General features: G+C 70.2%; 20 protein-coding genes. 8 read left to right on the top strand and 12 right to left on the bottom strand.

From position 1 onward, the window contains the following. Window positions 1-48: 48 nt before the first annotated feature. The 7 genes from ABZ463_RS08450 to dapA form a co-directional block, all read right to left on the bottom strand. Entirely contained in the window at window positions 49-552 is a 504-nt protein-coding gene (locus tag ABZ463_RS08450) for a nicotinamide-nucleotide amidohydrolase family protein (protein ID WP_352008482.1), read from the bottom strand. Then, window positions 549-1,154, bottom strand: a complete 606-nt coding sequence (gene pgsA / locus ABZ463_RS08445; RefSeq protein WP_352008481.1) for a CDP-diacylglycerol--glycerol-3-phosphate 3-phosphatidyltransferase — start codon at window positions 1,152-1,154, stop codon at window positions 549-551. The genes ABZ463_RS08450 and pgsA overlap by 4 nt, the downstream gene beginning before the upstream one ends. A 25-nt stretch (window positions 1,155-1,179) precedes the next feature. Next, complete coding sequence (gene rimO / locus ABZ463_RS08440) at window positions 1,180-2,589, bottom strand: 30S ribosomal protein S12 methylthiotransferase RimO (RefSeq protein WP_352008480.1); 1,410 nt, start codon at window positions 2,587-2,589, stop codon at window positions 1,180-1,182. A 68-nt stretch (window positions 2,590-2,657) separates the two neighbouring features. Further along, window positions 2,658-3,416, bottom strand: coding sequence for a RodZ domain-containing protein (locus ABZ463_RS08435; RefSeq protein ID WP_362774383.1), 759 nt, complete (start codon window positions 3,414-3,416; stop codon window positions 2,658-2,660). 83 nt (window positions 3,417-3,499) lie between these two features. Continuing rightward, a complete protein-coding gene (locus ABZ463_RS08430; protein WP_362774379.1) occupies window positions 3,500-6,022 on the bottom strand; it encodes a DNA translocase FtsK in 2,523 nt (840 codons plus the stop codon). A gap of 143 nt (window positions 6,023-6,165) precedes the next feature. Further along, complete coding sequence (locus ABZ463_RS08425; RefSeq protein ID WP_352008477.1) at window positions 6,166-7,851, bottom strand: ribonuclease J; 1,686 nt, start codon at window positions 7,849-7,851, stop codon at window positions 6,166-6,168. 155 nt (window positions 7,852-8,006) lie between these two features. Then, window positions 8,007-8,933: a 4-hydroxy-tetrahydrodipicolinate synthase gene (gene dapA, locus ABZ463_RS08420; RefSeq protein WP_352008476.1), complete on the bottom strand. Its 927-nt coding sequence runs from the start codon at window positions 8,931-8,933 to the stop codon at window positions 8,007-8,009. Window positions 8,934-9,731: 798 nt separating this feature from the next. Between dapA and ABZ463_RS08415 the strand changes: the two genes are divergently transcribed. Continuing rightward, window positions 9,732-10,451, top strand: coding sequence for a GntR family transcriptional regulator (locus ABZ463_RS08415; RefSeq protein ID WP_352008475.1), 720 nt, complete (start codon window positions 9,732-9,734; stop codon window positions 10,449-10,451). Window positions 10,452-10,492: 41 nt separating this feature from the next. Here ABZ463_RS08415 and ABZ463_RS08410 read toward each other — a convergent pair whose 3' ends face one another. After that, the gene (locus ABZ463_RS08410; RefSeq protein ID WP_362774374.1) at window positions 10,493-12,061 is read right to left on the bottom strand and encodes an FAD-dependent monooxygenase; all 1,569 of its coding nucleotides are present in this window, start codon (window positions 12,059-12,061) and stop codon (window positions 10,493-10,495) included. A 77-nt stretch (window positions 12,062-12,138) separates the two neighbouring features. On the opposite strand from ABZ463_RS08410, the gene ABZ463_RS08405 reads away from it, so the two are divergent. Continuing rightward, window positions 12,139-12,768: a TetR/AcrR family transcriptional regulator gene (locus tag ABZ463_RS08405; RefSeq protein ID WP_362774371.1), complete on the top strand. Its 630-nt coding sequence runs from the start codon at window positions 12,139-12,141 to the stop codon at window positions 12,766-12,768. A gap of 6 nt (window positions 12,769-12,774) precedes the next feature. On the opposite strand, the gene ABZ463_RS08400 is transcribed toward ABZ463_RS08405, so the two are convergent. After that, window positions 12,775-13,101, bottom strand: coding sequence for a helix-turn-helix transcriptional regulator (locus ABZ463_RS08400; RefSeq protein ID WP_352008472.1), 327 nt, complete (start codon window positions 13,099-13,101; stop codon window positions 12,775-12,777). 345 nt (window positions 13,102-13,446) lie between these two features. Between ABZ463_RS08400 and ABZ463_RS08395 the strand changes: the two genes are divergently transcribed. Next, a complete protein-coding gene (locus ABZ463_RS08395) occupies window positions 13,447-13,773 on the top strand; it encodes a hypothetical protein (protein ID WP_362774367.1) in 327 nt (108 codons plus the stop codon). Window positions 13,774-13,776: 3 nt separating this feature from the next. On the opposite strand, the gene ABZ463_RS08390 is transcribed toward ABZ463_RS08395, so the two are convergent. From ABZ463_RS08390 to ABZ463_RS08380, 3 genes are all read right to left on the bottom strand, one after another. Continuing rightward, window positions 13,777-14,082, bottom strand: coding sequence for an antibiotic biosynthesis monooxygenase (locus ABZ463_RS08390; RefSeq protein WP_352008470.1), 306 nt, complete (start codon window positions 14,080-14,082; stop codon window positions 13,777-13,779). A 118-nt stretch (window positions 14,083-14,200) separates the two neighbouring features. Continuing rightward, the gene (locus ABZ463_RS08385) at window positions 14,201-14,677 is read right to left on the bottom strand and encodes a peroxiredoxin (protein WP_362774364.1); all 477 of its coding nucleotides are present in this window, start codon (window positions 14,675-14,677) and stop codon (window positions 14,201-14,203) included. Between the two features lie 324 nt (window positions 14,678-15,001). Further along, window positions 15,002-15,943 carry a DMT family transporter gene (locus tag ABZ463_RS08380; protein ID WP_362774361.1) on the bottom strand — a complete coding sequence of 314 codons (942 nt, stop codon included), beginning with the start codon at window positions 15,941-15,943 and terminating at the stop codon, window positions 15,002-15,004. A 16-nt stretch (window positions 15,944-15,959) separates the two neighbouring features. Here ABZ463_RS08380 and ABZ463_RS08375 point away from each other — a divergent pair, with 16 nt between their 5' ends. The 5 genes from ABZ463_RS08375 (at window position 15,960) to ABZ463_RS08355 (ending at window position 21,147) form a co-directional block, all read left to right on the top strand. Further along, window positions 15,960-17,339, top strand: a complete 1,380-nt coding sequence (locus ABZ463_RS08375; protein WP_362775328.1) for a PLP-dependent aminotransferase family protein — start codon at window positions 15,960-15,962, stop codon at window positions 17,337-17,339. 127 nt (window positions 17,340-17,466) lie between these two features. Then, window positions 17,467-18,003: a CGNR zinc finger domain-containing protein gene (locus ABZ463_RS08370; protein WP_362774358.1), complete on the top strand. Its 537-nt coding sequence runs from the start codon at window positions 17,467-17,469 to the stop codon at window positions 18,001-18,003. Window positions 18,004-18,132: 129 nt separating this feature from the next. Continuing rightward, window positions 18,133-18,744, top strand: a complete 612-nt coding sequence (locus tag ABZ463_RS08365) for a GNAT family N-acetyltransferase (protein ID WP_352008466.1) — start codon at window positions 18,133-18,135, stop codon at window positions 18,742-18,744. A gap of 23 nt (window positions 18,745-18,767) precedes the next feature. Further along, on the top strand, window positions 18,768-19,646 hold the full coding sequence (locus tag ABZ463_RS08360) for a 1,4-dihydroxy-2-naphthoate polyprenyltransferase (RefSeq protein ID WP_362774354.1): 879 nt from the start codon (window positions 18,768-18,770) through the stop codon (window positions 19,644-19,646). 139 nt (window positions 19,647-19,785) lie between these two features. Next, window positions 19,786-21,147, top strand: a complete 1,362-nt coding sequence (locus tag ABZ463_RS08355; RefSeq protein ID WP_352008464.1) for a cytosine permease — start codon at window positions 19,786-19,788, stop codon at window positions 21,145-21,147. Window positions 21,148-21,168 lie beyond the last annotated feature (21 nt).

The raw sequence follows: 21,168 nt of genomic DNA, 5'->3' as shown, positions 1-21,168 counted from the left end.
CTGCGGCAGACCGTGGTGAGCATGTTCGCTGGGGACGTAACGCGGTAATCACCCGGAATGTTCCCCCAAGTTCGACTCCAGCACACCTAAAAGCAGGTCTACGGCCTCCTTGACTGTCGATTGGCGAATTTCCTCACGGGCGCCTGCGAGGTGGAGATCCCGGTGCCATACCCGCCCATCAGGACCACTAACAGCCAGGTGCACGGTGCCGACCGGTTTGCCGTCCTGCGGCTCGGGACCGGCGACACCGGTCACGGCCAGGCCGTAGGAGGCGCCGGTGAGTTCACGGACGCCCTCGGCCATCGCGGCCGCGACGTCCGGATGGACCGCCCCCTCCCGGTCGAGCAGGTCGGCGGGAACGCCGAGCAACCGGTGCTTGAGCTCGGTCGCGTAGGACAGCACACCCCCGACGAAGGCCGTCGAGGCCCCCGGAGGGGCGGTGAGGACCGCGCCGATCAGCCCCGCGGTCATCGACTCGGCGACCGCGACCGTCTCCCCTCTGCGGATGAGAAGGGACAGCACGCTGGTCGCGGCGAGCAGACGGTGACTCATTCGCCCCGCGCCTTCCTGGCCACCTGCCGCAGCCTGACCGCGCGGATCACGTAGTCGAGGCCGGTGCCCACCGTCACGACGACGGCCGCGCCCATGACGACCAGACGGACCGGCTCGGGGACCCCGGGCCACATGTAGGAGACGATCGCGGCGATCTGCAGGACGGTCTTGACCTTGCCCCCGTAGCTGGCGGGGATCACACCGTGCCTGATGACCGCGAATCGCATCAGGGTGATGCCGAGCTCCCTGCCGAGGATCACGATCGTGACCCACCAGGGCAGCTCGTCGAGCAGCGAGAGACTGATGAGGGCCGCACCGATCAGCGCCTTGTCCGCGATCGGGTCGGCGATCTTGCCGAAGTCGGTGATCAGGCCGTAACGCCGGGCCAGCTCGCCGTCGAGCAGGTCCGTCAGCGAGGCGACCAGGAAGACCACCAGCGCGGTGACCCGCCAGCCCGCGCCGGGCAGGAACAGGCAGGCCGCGAAGAAGGGGACCATCGCCAGCCGTATCACCGTCACGACATTGGCGATGTTCCACGCGCTCACCTTCGGGCGCGTGGTCGCCGGCGTCGTGCCGGTACCGGTCTCTGGCGAATTGGTCATACGGTCCCCCGGCCCGGTGGCGCGCTCACGGCGCGGCCTTGATGCGGGCGATCAGGTCCACTCCCTCTGAGTCGACCACGACGGCCCTGACGATCTGCCCGGGCACCAGGCCGATGCCCTGGACCGTGACGGACCCGTCCACCTCGGGGCCCTGATGCGCCGCGCGTCCCTCGTAGCCGCCGTCGCCGAGATCCTCCTCGATGAGGATGTCGACCTCGGTGCCGATGCGCTCCTCGGCCCGCTGGGCCATGAGCTCGTCGGCCAGCTCGGTCAGCGTGGCCACCCGTGCGTCGATGACCTCCTGCTCCAGCTTGCCCGGCAGCGAGGCCGCCTCGGTGCCCTCCTCGTCGGAGTAGCCGAAGACGCCGATCACGTCGAGCCTGGCCAGCTCAAGGAAGGAGACGAGCTCGCCGAACTCCTCCTCGGTCTCGCCGGGGAAGCCCACGATGAAGTTGGAGCGGACTCCGGCCTCGGGAGCCTTGGCCCTGATCATCTCCAGCAGGTCGAGGAAGCGCCTCGGGTCACCGAAACGGCGCATCCGCCGCAGCACGGAGCCGCTGGCGTGCTGGAAGGACAGGTCGAAGTAGGGGGCGATGCCCTCGGTCGAGGAGATCACCTCCAGCAGGCCGGGACGTAGCTCGGCGGGCTGCAGGTAGCTGACCCGCACCCGCTCGACGCCCTCGACGGCCGCCAGGGAGGGCAGCAGCTTCTCCAGCGCCCGCAGGTCGCCCAGGTCCTTGCCATAGGAGGTGGAGTTCTCGCTGACCAGCACGAGCTCCTTGACGCCCTCACCCGCCAGCCACGCGGCCTCACCGATGAGCTCGGCGGGATCACGTGAGACGTAGGCGCCGCGGAAGGCGGGGATGGCGCAGAACGTACAGCGCCTGTCGCACCCGGAGGCCAGCTTCAGCGAGGCGACGGGGCCGTCCCCCAGGCGCTTGCGCAGCGGCCTGGGACCGCTGGCCGGGGCCAGCCCCTCGGGCAGCTCTCCGTGGCCGGGGATGTTGGTCTTGGGGGCCGAGGCGCGCTCGACCGGGGAGATCGGCAACAGGGTCCTGCGGTCACGCGGACTGTGCGGGACGAGCGACTTGCCGGCGAGCACGTCGTCGAGACGCGCGCCGATCTGGGTGTAGTCGTCGAAGGAGATGACGGCCGCGGCCTCGGGCAGGGCGTCGGCGAGCTGGTCACCGTACCTTTCGGCCATGCAGCCCGCGGCGACCACCTTGGCCCCGGAGTCGGCCGCGGCGAGCAGGGTGTCGATGGAGTCCTTTTTCGCTGAGTCGATGAAGCCGCAGGTGTTGACGACGATGACCTCGGGGTCGTCGTCGCCCACCTGCCAACCGGCAGCCTCAAGACGCGCGGCGAGCTCTTCTGAGTCGACCTCGTTGCGCGCGCAGCCCAGCGTGATCAGCGATGCGGTTCGGCGGGATGACATGGTGGACACTACGGTATCGGGAGTTGACGGCCACCGATGCACCTCCCCCGTTCCCAGATGGCCCCGGGTCAGCTCGGTGTGGAGTCCCGCAGGCCGTAGGAGCGGTTGACGACCTGCCCACGGCGCCCGGGAGCGCCGAGGTCCTTGCCGTTGAGCTGCAACGAGACAGCCCCGCCGTCGCTGAAAGTGACCTTCATCCCTTTCTCCGCCCGCCAGACGGAGGTTTTACCCGCCTCCAGCGTGCCGGAGAAGAGTTTTTTGCCACTGACGTCCTTCACGTCGAGCCACGAGGAGCGCTTCGCGCTGATCTTGAGGACCACGGGCCCGCTCACCGTGCCCGCGGCCAGCGAGTTGGGCCTGCGTGTCGGCCCGGGCGTGTCGAACGCCCTGCCCGCCTCGGAGTGCGCGGGCACGGCGGGCCGCACCTCGGCCGTCGGCGTCTCCCCCCGCCCGCCCATGGTCTTGACCACGCCGAAGACCACCACGATGGCCAGCGCGACACCCATGGCCATGGTCCAGTTGGGCGAGCGGCTCTCACGGATCTTGATGGGCGTGTCGGCCTGGAACACGCTGGCGGCCCTGACCGGCAGCGGCACGCCCCCGTGCAGCTCGTCGTACTCGTGCACCACGGCCTCCGGATCGAGCCCGAGGGCCTTGGCCATGTTCCGGACGTGGCCCCGCGCGTAGAAGTCCCCTCCGCACTGGGAGAAGTCGTCACGCTCGATCGCGTGGATCAACGCCTCACGAATGCGCGTGTGCGCGCTCAGCTCCGCCACGGTCAGCCCCGCCGACCGGCGCGCCTGCGCCAAACCACTACCAATGCTCATAGCCGCACGCCCCCAAAGCACCCGACGCTGCGTAGTGAGTCCTATTCAACCAGTAATCGGGCTGCTCCCGTACGTCGGGGGCGTCATTGACCCCGCAGGTCGGCCAGGAGTCCGGGCAGTTCGTCGGGCTTGACCATGACCTCGCGCGCCTTGGAGCCCTCGCTCGGCCCCACGACGTTCCTGCTCTCCAGCAGGTCCATCAGACGGCCCGCCTTGGCGAAGCCGACCCGCAGCTTGCGCTGGAGCATCGAGGTCGAGCCGAACTGGGTGGTCACGATCAGCTCCGCGGCCTGGACCAGCAGGTCGAGGTCGTCGCCGATGTCCTCGTCGATCTCCTTCTTGGCGGTCGCCGAGGCGGCCACGTCGTCGCGGTACTCGACCTGCATCTGCTCCTTGCAGTGCGCGACGACGTCGCCGATCTCCTTCTCCGAGATGAAGGCGTTCTGCAACCGCATCGGCTTGCTCGCGCCCATCGGCAGGAACAGCGCGTCACCCTGCCCGACCAGCTTCTCGGCGCCCGGCTGGTCCAGGATGACGCGCGAGTCGGCCAGCGAGGAGGTGGCGAAGGCCAGTCTGGAGGGCACGTTGGCCTTGATCAGGCCGGTGACCACGTCCACGCTCGGCCGCTGGGTCGCGATGACCAGGTGGATGCCCGCGGCGCGGGCGAGCTGGGTGATGCGGACGATGGAGTCCTCGACGTCGCGCGGGGCGACCATCATCAGGTCGGCCAGCTCGTCCACGATCACCAGGAGGTACGGGTAGGGCTGGTAGACACGCTCGCTGCCCGGCGGCGGCACGAGCTTGCCCGTGCGCACCGCCTTGTTGAAGTCGTCGACGTGCCGGAAACCACTGGCGGCCAGGTCGTCGTAGCGGCGGTCCATCTCACCGACCACCCACTCCAGGGCCTCGGCCGCCTTCTTGGGGTTGGTGATGATCGGCGTGATCAGGTGCGGGATGCCCTCGTAGACACTCAGCTCGACCCGTTTGGGGTCGACCAGCACCATCCGCACCTCGTCGGGCGTGGCGCGCATCAGGATCGAGGAGATCAGGCCGTTGACGCAGACCGACTTGCCCGCGCCGGTCGCGCCCGCGATGAGCAGGTGCGGCATCTTGGCGAGGTTGGCCACGATGGTGCGGCCCTCGACGTCCTTGCCCAGGCCGACGATCATCGGGTGGTGGTCGGCCTGGGCCACCTGCGAGCGCAGGATGTCGCCGAGGGAGACCAGGTCCTTGTCGGTGTTGGGGATCTCCACGCCGATCGCCGACTTGCCGGGGATGGGCGACAGGATGCGTACGTCGGCGGACTTGACGGCGTAGGCGATGTTTCTGGTGAGGGCGGTCACCTTCTCGACCTTGACCGCGGGGCCCAGCTCGATCTCGTAGCGCGTCACCGTCGGCCCCCGGGTGAACCCGATCACCTGGGCGTCGATGGAGAACTGCTCCATCACGCTGGTCAGCGCGTTGACCACGACGGTGTTGGCCTTGGTCTGCGGTTTGGGAGCGCTGCCCGGGCGCAGGAGCTGGATGTCCGGCAGCGTGTAGGGGCCCGCCTGCGGCGACAGGACGAGCTGCTCGACCTTGCGCGGCGCCGGGGTCGGGGCAGGCGGCTCCGCCCTGGTGGCGGCGACGGCCTCCTCCTCCGGCTGCTCCTCGGTGAGCCCGGGGACGATCTCCGGGGAGTGGTCCTGCCCGGTCCCCGCCCGCGTCTCGGTGACGACCGGCGTGTCGTACGGCTTGACGGTCTCGCCGCCCTCGCGCTCCTCGGCGGGACGCTTGCGCGCGGGCTTCCTGGCGGGCCTGGCCTTGGGGGGCGCCTCCCGGTCGAAGAGCATGTGCCTGATCTCGGCCAGCCGCTCGGGGACCCGGTGGACCGGTGTCGCGGTGATCACCAGGACGCCGAACCCGGACAGGATCAGCAGCAGCGGGATCGTCACGAAGGCAGGCAGGATGCTCGCGGGCGGCGCCGAGACGATGAAGCCGACCATGCCTCCGGCGGCCGAGACCTTGTCCATCCCGTCGGTTGGTCCTCCCGACGGATACGGCGTGTCGTGCACCACGTGCACGACGCCGAGCAGGCCGATCATGAGGGCCGACCACCCGATGCCCATCCGGCCCGTGTCGGCGTTCTGGTCGGGGTGGCGCAGCAGCCGCCAGGCCAGCAGCGCGAGCAGGATGGGGATCAGCCAGGCCAGAGACCCGAAGGTCCCGCGCATCACCCCGTTGACCACCTGGGAGACCGTGCCCGTCGTGTCCCGCCAGAGGATGGCGGCCAGCGCGACGGCCCCGGAGAACACCGCCAGGCCGAGCCCGTCACGGCGGTGCACCGGGTCGAGCTCCCTGGCGTTCTGCCCGAGGGCGCGCGCCGCGGTGCCGATGCCGCCCGCCAGCAGCATCCAGACCCCCATGAACAGCTTGCCGATCATGGTGAACACCCAGCCGAGCGGGTCGGGCTGGGGGCCCGGGGGTCTTCTGGAACGCGGGGCGGGCTTCGCCCGGGTGGTGGCGGCCCGCCTGACGGGAGCCGTGCGGGGCGCGGAGGACCCGGACCGGCCCGACCCCTTGGCGGGAGTCTTGCCTGAGGCGCCTTTAGACGTACCGGTGGCCATGCTAGCGAGGCTATCGAGCGACACCGTCGATCACGCGCAGGCTCGCCGGTACCAGCCCCACCATACGGAACAAAAGCCCCATGGATCCGCCCCCACCGACATGCCGTACGGCCCGCCTGAGCTGGCCGTACGGCGGAGACGGGTCAGACCTCGATCACCACGGGGACGATCATCGGGCGGCGGCGGTAGGTGTCGCTCACCCAGCGCCCGACGGTCCTGCGGACCACCCTGCGGACCTGCTGGATGTCCACGACGCCGTCGGCGGCGTTCTCCTCGATCGCCCTCTCGATCTGCGGGAGGACCTCCGTGAGCCGGTCGGGGTCGATGCCCGACCCCCGGGCGTGGATCTCCGGCCCTCCGGTCAGCTTGCCCGTGCCGGTGTCGACCACCACGACGATGGAGATGAAGCCCTCCTCGCCCAGGATGCGACGGTCCTTGAGGGCGAAGTCGGTGACGTCGCCGACCGAGGTGCCGTCCACGTAGACGTAGCCCGCGGGGACCGCTCCCACGATCCGCGCGCGGCCGTCGAGCAGATCGACCACGACGCCGTCCTCGGCGATCACGATGTGGTCGTCGGGAACCCCGGTCAGCGCGGCGAGCTTGGCGTGCGCCCGCAGGTGACGCCATTCTCCGTGCACCGGCATGAAGTTCGACGGCCTGGTCAGGTTGAGCACGTAGAGCAGTTCGCCCGCGGCGGCGTGCCCGGAGACGTGCACCTTGGCGTTGCCCTTGTGCACCACGCGGGCGCCCCAGCGGCTCAGCCCGTTGATCACCTTGTTGACGGCGGTCTCGTTGCCCGGGACCAGGGAGGAGGCCAGCAGGACGGTGTCGCCCTCGGCCACCCTGATCGGGTGGTCGCGGTTGGCCATGCGCGACAGCGCCGCCATCGGCTCGCCCTGGGATCCGGTACAGATCAGCACGACGTCCTCTGGAGGCCGGCCCTCGATCTCCTTGGCGTCGACGATGACGTCGGACGACACCCTCAGGTAGCCCAGGTCCCTGGCGACGCCCATGTTGCGGACCATGGAGCGGCCGACCAGCGCGACCTTGCGGCCGTGCTTCTCCGCGGAGTCGATGACCTGTTGGACGCGGTGGATGTGGGAGGCGAAGCTCGCCACGATCACCCGCTTCTCCGCGGTGCGGATCACCTCGTCGATGACCGGGCCGATCTCCCGCTCACTGGTGACGAAGCCCGGGACCTCCGCGTTCGTCGAGTCCGACATCAGCAGGTCGACGCCCTCGGCGCCGAGCCTGGCGAACCCGCCGAGGTCGGTCAGCCGCCCGTCGCTGGGCAGCTGGTCCATCCGGAAGTCACCGGTGTGCAGCACGATGCCCGCGGGCGTCCTGATCGCCACGGCCAGCGCGTCCGGGATCGAGTGGTTGACCGCGAAGAACTCGGTCTCGAACGGCCCGAACACACGCCGCTCGCCCTCGACGACCTCGACCTTGACCGGCTGGATGCGGTGCTCGGTGAGCTTGGCCTCGATCAGCGCCAGCGTCAGCTTCGAGCCGACGATCGGGATGTCACGCCGCTCCCGCAGCAGGTACGGCACGGCACCGATGTGGTCCTCGTGCGCGTGCGTCAGCACCAGCGCCTCGACGTCGTCGAGGCGGTCTCTGATGTACTCGAAGTCGGGCAGGATCAGGTCGACGCCGGGCTGGTCGGGCTCGGGGAACAGCACCCCGCAGTCGACGATCAGCAGACGGCCGTCGTACTCGAAGACCGCCATGTTGCGGCCGATCTCGCCCAGGCCGCCCAGCGCGACGATGCGCAGCGCGCCTTCGGGAAGCTCGGGAGGCGGCCCGAGCTCCGGGTGGGGATGACTCATCCGGCCACGCCTCTCTGGTAGGTGGAGGCGGCCCCCTCCGCCGGCGGGACTGCTCCCTCGCCGAGCACTCCGGTCACCGGCCGGCCACTGTGTCCTCTGTCACTCAAACTTCCGTTTCTCCCCTCTGCGGCCGTCACCGGCCGCCGCGTTCCTTCTCATGACACATCTCCGTCGGGCAGCTTCACGCCACCCGCGATCAAGTCTTCTCTCAGCCGCGCGACCTGCTCCGCCGTGGCGTCGGCCAACGGTGCCCGCACCGGTCCCGCGGAGCGCCCCATCAGGGTCAGCGCCGCCTTCGTCATGATCGCACCGCCCGCCCGCGTCATGACGCCCTCGACCACCGGCAGGATCGCACGGTGTACGGCGAGCGCTCCCGCGACGTCGCCGGAGCGGTACAGGCTCATCATCGTGGCGATCTCGGCGCCCACGACGTGCCCGATGACACTGACGCATCCCGCGGCTCCGACCGAGATCCACGGCAGGTTGAGCGTGTCGTCGCCGGAGTAGAAGGCGAGGTCGGTCGCCGCCATCACCTGGGACCCGGCGAACAGGTCGGCCTTGGCGTCCTTGACCGCGACGATCCGCTCGTGCGCGGCCAGCCGCAGCAGGGTGGCGGTCTCGATGGGCACGCCGCTGCGGCCCGGGATGTCGTAGAGCATGACCGGCAGGCCGGTGGCGTCGGCCACGGCGGTGAAGTGCCGGTAGAGCCCCTCCTGCGGGGGCTTGCTGTAGTAGGGCGTCACCACCAGGAGACCGTGGGCCCCGGCGCGCTCGGCGGCCGTGGCCAGCTCGACGCTGTGGCGGGTGTCGTTGGTGCCCGCCCCCGCCACGACCGTGGCGCGGTCGCCGACCTCCTCGACGACGGCGCGCAGGATGCGCTCCTTCTCCTCGTCCGTGGTCGTCGGGGACTCACCCGTGGTGCCGCTCACGATGATGCCGTCGTTGCGCTGTTCGTCCACCAGGTAGGCGGCAAGGCGCCGCACTCCCTCGTAGTCGACCGAGCCGTCCGCGGTGAACGGTGTGACCATCGCGGTCAGCATGCGGCCGAAGGGGGCGTCAGAGGTTCCAGTTGGCGCTGCCATAGACCGAACGCTACCCGGAACCACGCAAACGGTAGACCCCGCCACCCCGCCTAAGCCCTCTTCCCCCTTCCCTGCCTCGTCAACCCCCACATGGCCCCGCTTCCTCCTCCCGGAAACCCCCCGTTGAAGCCCCCACCGCCCCCGAACTCCAAACAAACCACCAAATAAGACAAACCCCCCAGAAGCCCCCTCCGCCAGCCGGAAACGCCCCGAACATCACCACCCCAGAAGGCAGAAATTCTCCCAAAACCCTCTCCCGTGCCCTACCTGAGAGCCTCCCGGCCCAAGGCCCCCGGCGCCCCACGTGAGGAGTGCCGACTTGGGCCGTCGATGCTTGGACCGAGGAACGCAGCGACGTAGAGACGAGGGAGGACACCGTCCCGAAGCACCCAAGCCTCCACGACGCCGAAGGCGGAGCAAGGGGGACACAGCTTGTGCTTCACCGGCCCCAAGTGTGAGAAGTTTCGGCTTGGGCGCGTCGGCGCCTGGACCGAGGAACGCAGGAGCGCAGCGACGCAGTGACGAGGGAAGACACCGTCCCGAAGCGCCCAAGCCCGCGACGCCGCCAGGCGGAGCAAAGAGGCACAGAGGCCGCCGATATGTGCTCGGGGGTACACACATCGACGGCCTCTGTAGGTGAATCGAGGCTCCTTACGCGGGCGTTACACAGTCTCTGAGAGATTTTCACGCGCTCTCCGGGAGGCCGCAAAGTTGGAACTCCAAATCGCCGCCATTACCGTGAGTTGTCCACCGAATACGTCAGGATGGGGCGACGCTGTCGAACCCAGGGATGAACACGTGGCAAGCTCCGATCCGGTCTACCTGCGCGTCGTCGCCGATATCCGCCGCCAGATCGTCGACGGCTCCCTTCCCCCCGGCGCGCCGATCCCCTCCCGCGCCCAGCTGACCAGAAAGTACGGCGTGGGCGAGACGGCCGCCCGTCACGCGCTACGGGTGCTCGCCGCCGAGGGGCTGATCATCGGCCGGGTCGGCTCCGGCCACTACGTGCGGGCCAGGCCGGTGCTGCTGCCGCTGCACCGCTGGCGCTTCCACGATCACCACGCCCCCTTCGGCGCGGACATCCAGTCGCAGGGCACCCGCGCCACCTGGGAGTGGCGGGCCGAGCACACCGAGGCCCCGCCCGGCATCGCCCAGCGACTGCGCCTGGACGAGTCGGCCCCCGTGACCCGTGTCCGCTACGTCTTCCGCGGCGACGGCAGACCGGTTCAGCTGGCCACCTCCTATGAGCCGACCGGGTTCGGCGAGCCCGCGGCCGAGGAGAACCCCCGGGGTCTGATATCAAGGCTCTCCTCCTTCGGCGTCAAGGTCACCGAGATCGTCGAACAGGTCTACACGCGTGTGCCCCAGCCCGCCGAGAGCGACGTCCTCGCCCTGCCCGCGGGGGTCCACGTCCTGCATGTGGAGCGCACCCACTGGGCGGGCGACCGCCCGGTGGAGACCAGCGACATCGTCATCCCCGGCGACCGTTTCCGCCTGATCTACAACCACCCCCTGTGATGAGCCGCGTCCGCCGGGTCCGGCGCGGGCCCGGCGGACGCTCAGGAGGCCGTTCCCACGGCCCTCGTCTCCGCTTCGGCGCTCCCGCCCGCGCCCGTGACGGCGGGTGCTCCGAACCAGGTGGACAGGGCCGTCCCGAGCGGGACCGGGCTCGGGTGCCCCTCGTCAGCCGCCCAGGCGACGAATCCGTCGGGCCTGACGAGCAGTCCGGCGAGCTGCGGCCTTTCCACGATCGCGCTCCCGACGACCTCGACACGGTCGCGGTAGCCGTACGCCGAGGCGGCGAGTTCCCCTGACGGGTCGAGCAGCAGCGCGCGGCCGGTGTGCATGTGGTCGGCGAGCCTGGAACCGTCGGCCAGCTCCAGGTCGGGGGCGCTCCTGCCGAGCAGCGGGTGGTCACCGGGGATGTCGTAGCGCTGCCAGACCCCGGAGAGCTGCTTGACGAGGTAGGTGGTTCCGGCCACGGTCTCCGCGAGGTTGGTGACCACCGCGCGCAACGCCCTGGCGTGGCGGTCGGGACGCATCACCGCGATCTGGGCGCGGGTCCATTCGAGCACCCAGGCACCGATCGGGTGACGTTCCGCGGTGTAGGTGTCGAGCAGGTCCTGGGGGGCGTCACCGCGCACGGTCGCGGCGAGTTTCCAGCCGAGGTTCATCGCGTCGCCGAGACCGAGGTTGAGCCCCTGGCCGCCGAAGGGTGAGTGGACGTGGGCGGCGTCCCCGGCGAGCAGCACCCGCCCCTTCCGGTAGGTGGTCGCCTGCCTGGCGTTGTCGGTGAACCGGGTCGCGGTCTTGATGCCGGTCACGACGACGGGCGCCCCGGTGACCCGCCTGATCGAGTCCTGCAGTTCCTCGGTGGTGACGGGGGCGTCCCGGTCCTTGGGCACGCCGCCGAACTCCACGGTCAGGATCCGGCCGGGCATGGGACCGTAGGCGTAGACGCCGGTCGGAGTCGCGTTCCAGCCCAGCCGCAGTTCCTCCGTACCCTCCATCGCGGCCATGGCCTGGTGGGCGGTGATCTCGGGGTCGGTGCCGGGGAAGTCGAAACCCGCGAGCTTGCGCACCAGGCTCCTTCCCCCGTCGCAGCCGACCAGCCAGCCGCCGCGGATCGTGCCCTCGGTGGTGGTGACGGTCACCCCGTCCTCGTCGGCCTCGAAGCCGGTCAGCTCGACTCCCTTGCGTACCTCGATCCCGAGTTCGGCGGCGCGTTCGGCCAGAATCCACTCAAGCTGCTGCTGGCCGACCAGCTTGACGTTGTCGCCGGGGCCGTTCCCGCCCAGGTCGGGGTCGGTGGGGTCGAGCAGGTCCCCTCTGAGCACGATCCCCGCGAAGTGTCCCGCGAACTTCGGCCCGCCCTGGGGCCTGCCCTTGGGGGCGTTCCCCCTCATGAAGGCGGCGAGGTTCTCCTCCTCCGCCGCGCGGAGCGCGGGAAGCAGGCCGCGCCGGTGGAGCGCCTCGACACTGGGCGTGTTGAGCGAACCCGCCTTGACGGTCTGGTCGATCTCGGTCAGCCGTTCGATCACCACGACCGAGACGCCTCCGACCGCCAGCTCACAGGCCAGCATCAGCCCGACAGGGCCGCCTCCGGCCACCACGACGTCGTACGACACACCACACCTCCACGAAAATTCTTACCGCCACTAGAAAGTTACTACGACTAAAAACTTTTATCAACTATAGTCAGCGCATGAGCAGCGAGCCAGGACTCCGCGAGCGGAAGAAGCAGCGGACACGCCAGACGATCTCGGACATCGCCTCCGGGCTCTTCCTCAGGCGCGGGTTCGACAACGTCACGGTCGCCGAGGTGGCCGAGGCGGCGGGCGTCTCGGCGAAGACGGTCTTCAACTACTTCCCGCGCAAGGAGGACCTCTTCCTCGACCGGTTCCCCGAGGCCGCCGAGCTGATCACCAGGGCCATCAGGGAACGCCACGAGGGTGAGGAGCCGCTGACCGCGCTACGGCGCCTGCAGCGGGAGCTCCTGCGGGACAATCACCCCTTCGGCGCGTTCACCGACGGTTACCGGTTCTTCTGGCAGGTCGTGATCGACTCCCCGTCGCTGCAGGCGCGGGCCAGGGAACGGGCGGCCGAGTTCGAGGAGTTGCTCGGCTCACTGCTGGCCGAGGCCGCGGGGGCACCTTCCGACGACCCGTGGTCACGGGTCTCCGCAGCGATGATCGTCTCGGCCTACCGCACGGTCTACGTCACCACCGTGGACAAGGTCTTCGCCGGCGAGCCCATCCAGAAGGTGGTCGAGGAACACGCCGCCCTGCTCGATCGCGTCTTCGACTGCCTCGAACGAGCTCTGGCCCCCTCCTGACGGCCGCTACCGCTCGACGACGTGCTCCAGCGGCTCCGAGGGCGGGTCGTCCAGCTCCCGCACGACGTAGGTGACCTCGGCTCCGATGGCCAGGGCGTAACGCCTGATCGTGGACAGGTGAGGGTCGCCGCCGAGACGCTCGAAGTCGGAGACCGCGGGCTGGGTGCGGCGCATGCGCTCGGCGACCTGAGCCTGGGTGAGGCCCCGCGCCCTGCGCAACCTGACGAGTTCCTCGATGAGCCGCACGTCGCGCTCGGCGGCCCGCAGTTCGCGCCGCGTCTCAGGAGCCTCGGGATCGATCCCGAGCAGCTCGGCGATGTGCGGGTCGATCACGATCAGGCCTCCTTGTATCGGCACACCTTATGTCCTGGCGTACCCGAAAGGCCCGCGCCTCCCATGATGCATCGCGCTCCCCCATCCCGTGCGCCCCGTTTTCGGCACGGCCGTACGGCATGTGCGCCCGACCTTTTCCCGGACGGGGACCGAAACCGGCCTCGGAGGAATCCGCCGCCGCGGGACGACGCATACGGCTGACCGATAACGAAAAATCCCGCCTTTTCTCCGATCCGGGGGAATTCCACGTATTCACTTTCTTGACACCTCGCTTCCCCGCCTAAGATGCTGACGGGGAAGCCCACAGCCGACAGCCATGGTTCGGTGATGAATAATAATTCTGCGGTGGAATGTCCCGCTTGGTGTGACGGTAACCACGGCAACCGCGACGCTCTCACGACGACCCATCGCACGACTGTCTGGAAAGGCCTGCACCTCACGATCACGGCCAGCCAGACCGTGCGCCCCCACTCACCCGGCGAGCAGGACGGCCCCTCGATCCTGCTGACGATCCCCTACGCCGGCACCAAGCCCGCCGTACGGCTCTCACCCGGCGCGGCCAGGGCGCTGGCCGCGATCATCGAGAAGTCCGACGGACGGGGCGGCACCGAGTATCTCGTGGCGGAGTTACGGCACGCGGCGGATCTCCTGACTCCCACGGAAACCCACTGAGAGTCACCGGCCGGGCAGCTTGGCCGCCAGGATGTTCAGTTTGTTGACCGCGGGGGGCTTGGCGAACAGGCGCGAGGCCTGGTCCTCAAGCGCCTTGGCGATCTGGCCCGACAGATGGGCTTCCCTGCCCGCCTCGTCGGCGAAGGCGTCGAACACGGCGAAGGTCGTCGGTCCCAGGCGGATGGAGAACCACACCGGTGTCCCCTCCTCCATCTCGGCGAGCGCGATCGCCTCCTTGAGGAAGCTCTCGACCTCGTCCTCTTTGCCGGGCTTGGCTTCGATCAGCACGAACAGCCCCAGGGTGACCATTTATCCTCCCGCCGGTCCAGCGAAGGTTTCGCCGTCTCCCCCCAGCGTCTCCACCCCATGACCATGGCTACACCGTGTGATCACCTGGGACCTCTAAAATCACGCCCGGCCGGTCCCGTCACTCCTGCGCGCGGGCCCGCAGAACCTCAAGCGCCCGGTCGGCGTGGGACAGCATGCTGGTCTCGCTGTGGATCACTTCGAGCAGGCGACGGTCGACGTCGATGACGAAGGTCATCCTGCGGGTGAGAAACGGCCCGACCGCGAAGTTACGGCGTGCGCCGAGCTTGCGGGCCACGGCCCCGTCGGGGTCGGACAGCAGGGGAAAGCCCAGGTCGTAGGTGTCGGCGAACTTCTTCTGCCGGGTGACGGCGTCGCGGCTGATGCCGACCGGGTTCGCGCCGACCTCCTCGAACTCCTCCGCCAGGTCGCGGAAGTGGCAGCTCTCCGCGGTGCACCCCGTGGTCATGGCCGCGGGGTAGAAGAACAGCACCACCGGCCCCTTGGCCACCAGATCAACGAGCCGCCGTGCCGTACCGGTCTCGTCGAGGAGCTCGAAGTCCTCGACCACGTCCCCGACCTTGGGGCTTCCAGCCATGACCGTCCTCCATCTGTCGCCGAAGGGCCTGCGTCGCCCGCCCGCCCGTGACCGTGGGGGAACCACCCCCTGCCCGTGGGCACCGGTCTCGCTGACCGTATAACCGCTCCTCCCGTGCCGGGAAGAGACGGTGGGAACAATGTTGCCCTCCGGAACAGTGAACGGCCCCCACGAACGACGCCGGGGGAAACAGATCACTTTCCGATCGGCAGGCGTCAGGCGTTTTCCCCCGTCCTTTCAGCATGCACGGCACCCGTCCGGAACATCGCAATCCGAGAATGGCCGCATTCCCCAACAAAGCACCACGATAATTTGGGGAATTCCTCAGGAGCGCGCCCGCTGGCTCACCGCGACGCACACGAGCACGGCCAGTGCCGCGGCGACCGTCACCGGGTCGAACGGCTCGCCGAGCAGGAGCCAGGCCCACAGCAGGGTGAGCAGCGGCTGGGCGAGCTGGGTCTGCCCGGCCCTGGCGATGCCGCCCTTGGCCAGACCCGCGTACCAGGGGATGAAGCCCAGGAACATCGAGATCAGCCCGACGTAGGCGAACCCGGCCAGCGAGACCGCGCTCGGCCGCATCTGCGTGGTCAGCGCCAGCGCGACCGTCAGGGGGACCGTGAGCGGGGCCGCGACGACGAGGGCGTAGGAGATCACCCGCCAGCCGGGGGTCCGCCTGGCCAGGCGCCCTCCCTCGGTGTAGCCGGCGGCGGCCGACAGCAGCGCCCCGACCAGCAGCAGGTCGGCGCCGGTGACGTGGCCGCCGCCTCTGCCGACGGTGAAGACCGTGATCGACAGGGCGCCGAGCGCGCAGGCGGCCCAGAACAGCGGCCTCGGCCGTTCCCCGCCCCGCAGGACGGCGCAGACGGCGGTCGCGGCGGGTAGCAGGCCGACCACGACGGCGGCGTGGGAGGTGTCGGCTCCGGCGTCCAGGGCCAGCCCGCTGAGAATCGGGAAGCCGAAGACCACCCCGGCGGCGATGACCAGGTACGACCACAGGTGTTCTCTGGGCGGCAGTAAGGGCGCCCTGGCCACCAGCAGGAACACGACCGCCGCGACGACGGCGACCACGGCGCGCCCGATCGCGACGAGGTAGGGGTCGAACCCCTCCATCGCGAAGACCGTGCCGGGGAAGGAGCCGGAGAAGGTCAGCACCCCCAGCCCCGCGAGCAGGGTCCCGCGCCACGAGGCGCCTCCCTCCGCCGGCGCCGGGGCCTCCCGGCCGACCGCTATCGGACTGGCGAGCGTAGCGCTACTCTTGTCTCTCATGAATGACGATAGCAGTATCGTCCGATTGGCCGCCATCCTCAGGGAGGAGGCCGGGCGGTTGCGGCCGGGCGACAGGCTGCCGTCGAGCCGCGAACTGATGCGGGTCCACGGTGTGAGTCCGGTGACCGTCTCCAGGGCGCTCAGCAGGCTCACCACCGAGGGCCGGGTGATCGTCAGGCCGGGCAGCGGGACCTACGTGGCCCCCGCGCAGGCGCGGGTGGAGAACGCCCCCGACCTGTCCTGGCAGACGGTCGCGCTCGGCGACCGGGTGGTCGACGACACCGACGTGGTCGGGCTGCTCACCCCGCCACCCGAGGGCGTCGTCCCGCTCACCGGGGGCTACCTCAACCCGTCGATCCGCCCCGCGCGGGCCCTGTCGGCGGCCGGGGCACGGGCGATGCGACGTCCCGGCGTCTGGGAGGTGCCGCCGCTGGGCGGCCTGCCCGAGCTGCGCGGGTGGTTCGCCTGCGAACTGGGCGGCGACGTGACCGCCGCCGACGTCCTCGTGGTCAGCGGCGGGCAGGCCGCCCTCACCCACGCGCTGCGCGCTCTGGCCGCCCCCGGCACCCCCCTGCTGGTCGAGACACCCACCTACCCGGGGGCGCTCGCCGCGGCGCGGGCCGCCGGGCTGCGGGCGACGGCCGTACCGATGGACGGGGACGGGGTGCGGCCCGATCTGCTGGCCGAGGCGTTCGCCGTCACGGGCGCGCGGGTCTTCCTGTGTCAGCCAACGCTGCACAACCCGACCGGCGCGACGCTCCCCCTCGACCGGCGCAGGCAGGTGCTCGCGGTCGCGCGGGCCGCCGGGGCGTTCGTCGTCGAGGACGACTACGCCAGATACTTCGCGACCTCCCCGGTCCCGCCGCCGCTGGCCGCGCTCGACGAGCACGGGACCGTGGTGCACATCAACTCGCTCACCAAGGTCCTGTCCCCCAACATGCGCGTGGCGGGCCTCGTCGCCAGGGGACCCGCGGCGCGGCGGCTGCGGGCGAGCCAGATCGTCGAGTCGTTCTTCGTCGCCAGGCCGCTGCAGGAGACCGCTCTGGAGTTCGTCGGCTCACCGGCCTGGCGCCGCCACCTGGACATGCTGGAGAGCGAGCTGACGGCCCGCAGGAACGCCCTGGCGGGCGCGCTCGCCGCCTTCGCCCCGGCCGCGGAGATCCACCTCCTCCCCCGTGGCGGCCTGCACCTGTGGGTACGGCTCCCGCGCCATCTGGACGAGGAGGCCGTGGTCGAGCGGGCCAGGCGGGCGGGCGTCCTGGTGAGCCCGGGACGCATCTACTACCCGGCCGAGCCACCCGGCCCCCGGATCAGGGTCAGCCACTCGGCGGCGGCGCACACGGCGGAGCTGACCGAGGGGGTCAGGCGGCTGGCGACGGCGGTCGAGGAGGCCTGAGCGCCGCCGCCCGTACCCGGCGAGACGAGAGCCGACACCATTGAAATCATTATGCGGGTGTCGAGGAGAGAAAAACCTCCTATTGACATACAGTGGTTTCAACAGCGGTTCGAAGAGGTGACTGACCATGGGCAACGCCGCCGACCTGGTGTGCGACTTCGTGAACACCTACGACGTCGAGAGCGCGACCGACTCGATCCCGTCCCCCGCCACGCTGACCGCCTGGCTCGGCAGGCACGAGTTGATCAGGCCCGCCGACACGGCGGACGAGACCGACGTGAGCGCCGCCGTGGACCTGCGCGAGTCCCTGCGCGCCGCGCTGCGGCACAACCACGACCGCGACCAGGAGGCGGCCCCGCCCAGGTCGTTCCCCGATCTCGCGCTGCGGGTCGTTCTGACCGAGGCGGGGCCGGTCCTCGAACCGGCCGCCTCCGGCGTCCCCGGCGGGCTCGCCAGGATCGCGGCGGCCGTGATGGAGGCGCACGCCGAGGGCATGTGGCCCAGGTTGAAGGTCTGCACGGAGAGCACCTGTCAGTGGGCCTTCGTCGACTCCTCGAAGAACCGCTCGCGCTCGTGGTGTTCCATGAAGGTGTGCGGCAACCGCACCAAGACTCGGGCATATCGGGCACGGCGCCAGACCGAGACGCAGCCGCGTCATCTCTGAGTCTGATTCCCCGATACGGTGTAGGGGCTGCCTCACGGTTCCACCCGCCTGATGCCCGCTCGCGTGGCACGAGACCCGCGAGGCGGCGTGTCATGGGCGACGGCAGACGGCAGAGAGGGAGCGGGCCGAATGGCAGACGTAGGCGTGCGGGCGGCTCGGCACGATGATGTCGCCGCGGTGGCGAGCACCCAGATTCGCGCCTGGAGATACGGCTACCGGGACTTCCTTCCCGAGGGGCCGCTTGAGCAGATGACCGGCACGGCGGCCGAGGACCTCTGGCGACGGCAGTGGGACGAGGCGATCGTCTCCCCGCCCAGCAGGCGGCACAGGGTGCTCGTGGCGGTCGAGAAGGTCGTCCTGGACACCGACGCGTTCCCCGCGCTCGGTCCCGGCGGCATCGCGGCCGCGGCGGCGGCCCTGGGTCCCGAGCGTGTCGTCGGGCTGGCCTCGCACGCCCCGGCGGAGGACCCCGACCTCGATCCGACCACGACCGGGGAGCTGCTGACCTTCCTGGTCGACCCCGACCACATACGGCGCGGCCACGGCAGCCGCCTGCTGAACGCCACGGTCGACCACTTCAGGGAGGACGGCTACCGCACCATCGTGACGTGGGCGTTCGCCGACAACCACGCGGTGCTCGGCTTCCTTGAGTCGGCCGGCTGGGGCGAGGACGGCGCCGAACGGGTGCTGCACATCGGTCGCTCCGTGCGGATGGTCCGCCTGGCCACCGACATCAGCTGACCTTCGAGAGGACGTTCGCAGCCATGGCCACCCCGAGCCAGTGGATCGCCGGAGCCCGCCCGCGCACCCTGCCCGCCGCCGTCGTCCCGGTCGCCGTCGGCACCGGCGTCGCCTTCGGCTACGACGGCGCGGTGTGGTGGCGGGCCCTGCTCGCCCTGTTCGTCGGGCTCGCCCTGCAGATCGGCGTGAACTACGCCAACGACTACAGCGACGGTGTGCGCGGCACCGACGACGGCAGGGTCGGCCCGATGCGGCTGGTCGGCTCGGGAGCGGCCACCCCTCGCGAGGTGCTCTTCGCGGCCTTCGGCTGCTTCCTGGCCGCCTCGGTCGCCGGGCTGGCCCTGGTCGTGGTGACCCGCGCGTGGTGGCTTGTCCTGATCGGCGCGCTGTCGATCGCGGCGGCCTGGTTCTACACCGGGGGCTCGCGGCCGTACGGCTACCGCGCGATGGGCGAGATCTCGGTGTTCGTGTTCTTCGGCCTGTTCGCGGTCTCGGGCACCACGTTCGTCCAGACCGAGTCACTGCCGTGGACCGCGGTCGCCGCCGCGGTCCCCGTCGGCCTGCTGGCCTGCGCACTGCTGGTGGTCAACAACCTGCGCGACATCGCGACCGACGGCCCCGCGGGCAAGCGCACCCTGGCCGTCGTGCTCGGCGACGGCCGTACCCGCACGCTCTACTCGGTGTGCCTGGTGCTGCCGCTGGTCCTCGCGCTGGCGCTGGTCCCCTGGCAGCCGTTCGCCGCGCTCACCCTGCTCGCCGCCCCGCTGGCCGTCGCCCCCGTCAGGGCGGTCGCCCAGGGTGCCACCGGCCGGGGGCTGATCGCGACGCTGCAGCAGACCGGCCGTTTCCAGCTCGTCTTCGGCCTGCTGTTCACCGCGGGCCTGGCCCTGCACGCCCTGTAGGGACTCCCCTCCCGCCCGGCGATCACCTTGGAGACCGGTACAGTCCGGACCCCCTGACCTCGTGTTCTCCGACAACGGGAGCACGCCGCGTGCCCTGGTTCACTGAAGGTGAATGTCCAAGGCACCAGGTGGAGGCGTAGTGGCCGTCGAGCAACGCGGGATCGAGCTGGTCTCGCCGTCCGAGAGGTACGGCAGGCCACGTGACCTGCTGTTCCTGTGGACCGGGACCACCATGGGAGTCTTCACCCTGGTCTACGGGACCGTCGTCGTCTCCCTCGGGCTCAGCTTTCCGCAGGCCGTGCTGGCCATCGTGATCGGCAACCTGCTGTCCTTCCCGCTGGTCGGCCTGACCAGTCTTCAGGGACCGGCCGTCGGGACCTCGACGATGGCGGTCTCCCGCGCCGCGTTCGGCCCCAAGGGCGCCCGGGTGCTCAGCTTCTTCGGCTGGATCAACATGGTCGGCTTCGAGGCGGGCGGCATGGTGCTGATCACCTTCGCCTCGCTGGCCCTGCTCGACCAGGCCGGGATCGCCTCCCAGAGCGCGGCCCTGAAGGTCGGCGTGATCGTCGTCGCGGCGCTGATCCAGCTCGTCCTGCCGCTCGTCGGGCACGCCGCCGTCATGAAGGCCCAGAAGTACTTCACCTGGGTGTTCGTCGCGATGTTCGCCGTCATGGCCGTTCTCGTCGGCCCGAAGGTACAGGCCACCGCCGGGGGCGGGGCCGACTTCGCCACGTTCACCGTCGCGGTCGCACTGGTCATGTCGTGCGGCGGCCTGTCCTGGGCTCCGCTGGGCAGCGACTACTCGCGCTACCTGCCCGCCTCCTCCAGCAGGAAGGCCGTCTTCGGTTACGCCGCGCTCGGCGGGCTGGTGCCGTACGTGCTGCTGATGACGCTCGGCGCGGCCGTCGCCACCGTGGTCAAGGACGCGGGCGACCCCGTCTCCGGGCTGCCCGGCGCGCTGCCCTCCTGGTTCGTCGTGCCCTACCTGCTGCTGGCGATCGTCACGCTGTTCGCGGTGAACACCACCGACCTCTACTCCTCCGGCCTGAACCTGCAGGCCTCGGGGATCAGGCTGAACCGTTCGGCCGCGGTCGTGCTCGACCTGGTGATCTGCGTGGCCATCACCTGTGTGGCGGTGTTCTCCGACTCCTTCAACACGATGCTCAACACCTTCCTCGGGCTGCTGATCCTCTGGCTGGCCCCGTGGGCCGGCGTCTATCTGACCGACTGGCTGCGGCGCAGGGGTTCCTACGACGCCGAGGGCCTGTTCGCCGAGGCCGGGCCGTACCACGGGCGTGGGGGCGTCCGCTGGAACGGGATCATCGCGCAGGCCGCGGGCATGGTCGCGGCGGCGCTGTGGATCAACTCGGCGGCCTTCACCGGACCGCTCTCCCAGGCGACCGGCGGCTCCGACCTGAGCATCTTCGCGGGCGTGGCCGTGGCCGGTCTGGTCTACGCCGTGCTGGAACGCCGCCCCGCCCCCGTCCCCGTCCCCGCCTGACCCGCAGAAAGGCCGCAGCGA

The organism is Streptosporangium sp. NPDC020145, assembly GCF_040631275.1.
Taxonomy (GTDB): domain Bacteria; phylum Actinomycetota; class Actinomycetes; order Streptosporangiales; family Streptosporangiaceae; genus Streptosporangium.
The sequence above is the reverse complement of the archived record's forward strand: the minus strand, read 5'-3'. Positions and strand labels throughout refer to the sequence as shown.

Coding starts and splice junctions, on each gene's coding strand:
- ABZ463_RS08360 (WP_362774354.1), top strand. CDS start 18,768: ATGGCCACCCCGAGCCAGTGGATCGCCGGAGCCCGCCCGCGCACCCTG.
- ABZ463_RS08430 (WP_362774379.1), bottom strand. CDS start 6,022: ATGGCCACCGGTACGTCTAAAGGCGCCTCAGGCAAGACTCCCGCCAAG.
- ABZ463_RS08390 (WP_352008470.1), bottom strand. CDS start 14,082: ATGGTCACCCTGGGGCTGTTCGTGCTGATCGAAGCCAAGCCCGGCAAA.
- ABZ463_RS08380 (WP_362774361.1), bottom strand. CDS start 15,943: ATGAGAGACAAGAGTAGCGCTACGCTCGCCAGTCCGATAGCGGTCGGC.
- ABZ463_RS08425 (WP_352008477.1), bottom strand. CDS start 7,851: ATGAGTCATCCCCACCCGGAGCTCGGGCCGCCTCCCGAGCTTCCCGAA.
- ABZ463_RS08385 (WP_362774364.1), bottom strand. CDS start 14,677: ATGGCTGGAAGCCCCAAGGTCGGGGACGTGGTCGAGGACTTCGAGCTC.
- ABZ463_RS08370 (WP_362774358.1), top strand. CDS start 17,467: ATGGGCAACGCCGCCGACCTGGTGTGCGACTTCGTGAACACCTACGAC.
- dapA (WP_352008476.1), bottom strand. CDS start 8,933: ATGGCAGCGCCAACTGGAACCTCTGACGCCCCCTTCGGCCGCATGCTG.
- ABZ463_RS08435 (WP_362774383.1), bottom strand. CDS start 3,416: ATGAGCATTGGTAGTGGTTTGGCGCAGGCGCGCCGGTCGGCGGGGCTG.
- ABZ463_RS08405 (WP_362774371.1), top strand. CDS start 12,139: ATGAGCAGCGAGCCAGGACTCCGCGAGCGGAAGAAGCAGCGGACACGC.
- ABZ463_RS08365 (WP_352008466.1), top strand. CDS start 18,133: ATGGCAGACGTAGGCGTGCGGGCGGCTCGGCACGATGATGTCGCCGCG.
- ABZ463_RS08450 (WP_352008482.1), bottom strand. CDS start 552: ATGAGTCACCGTCTGCTCGCCGCGACCAGCGTGCTGTCCCTTCTCATC.
- pgsA (WP_352008481.1), bottom strand. CDS start 1,154: ATGACCAATTCGCCAGAGACCGGTACCGGCACGACGCCGGCGACCACG.
- rimO (WP_352008480.1), bottom strand. CDS start 2,589: ATGTCATCCCGCCGAACCGCATCGCTGATCACGCTGGGCTGCGCGCGC.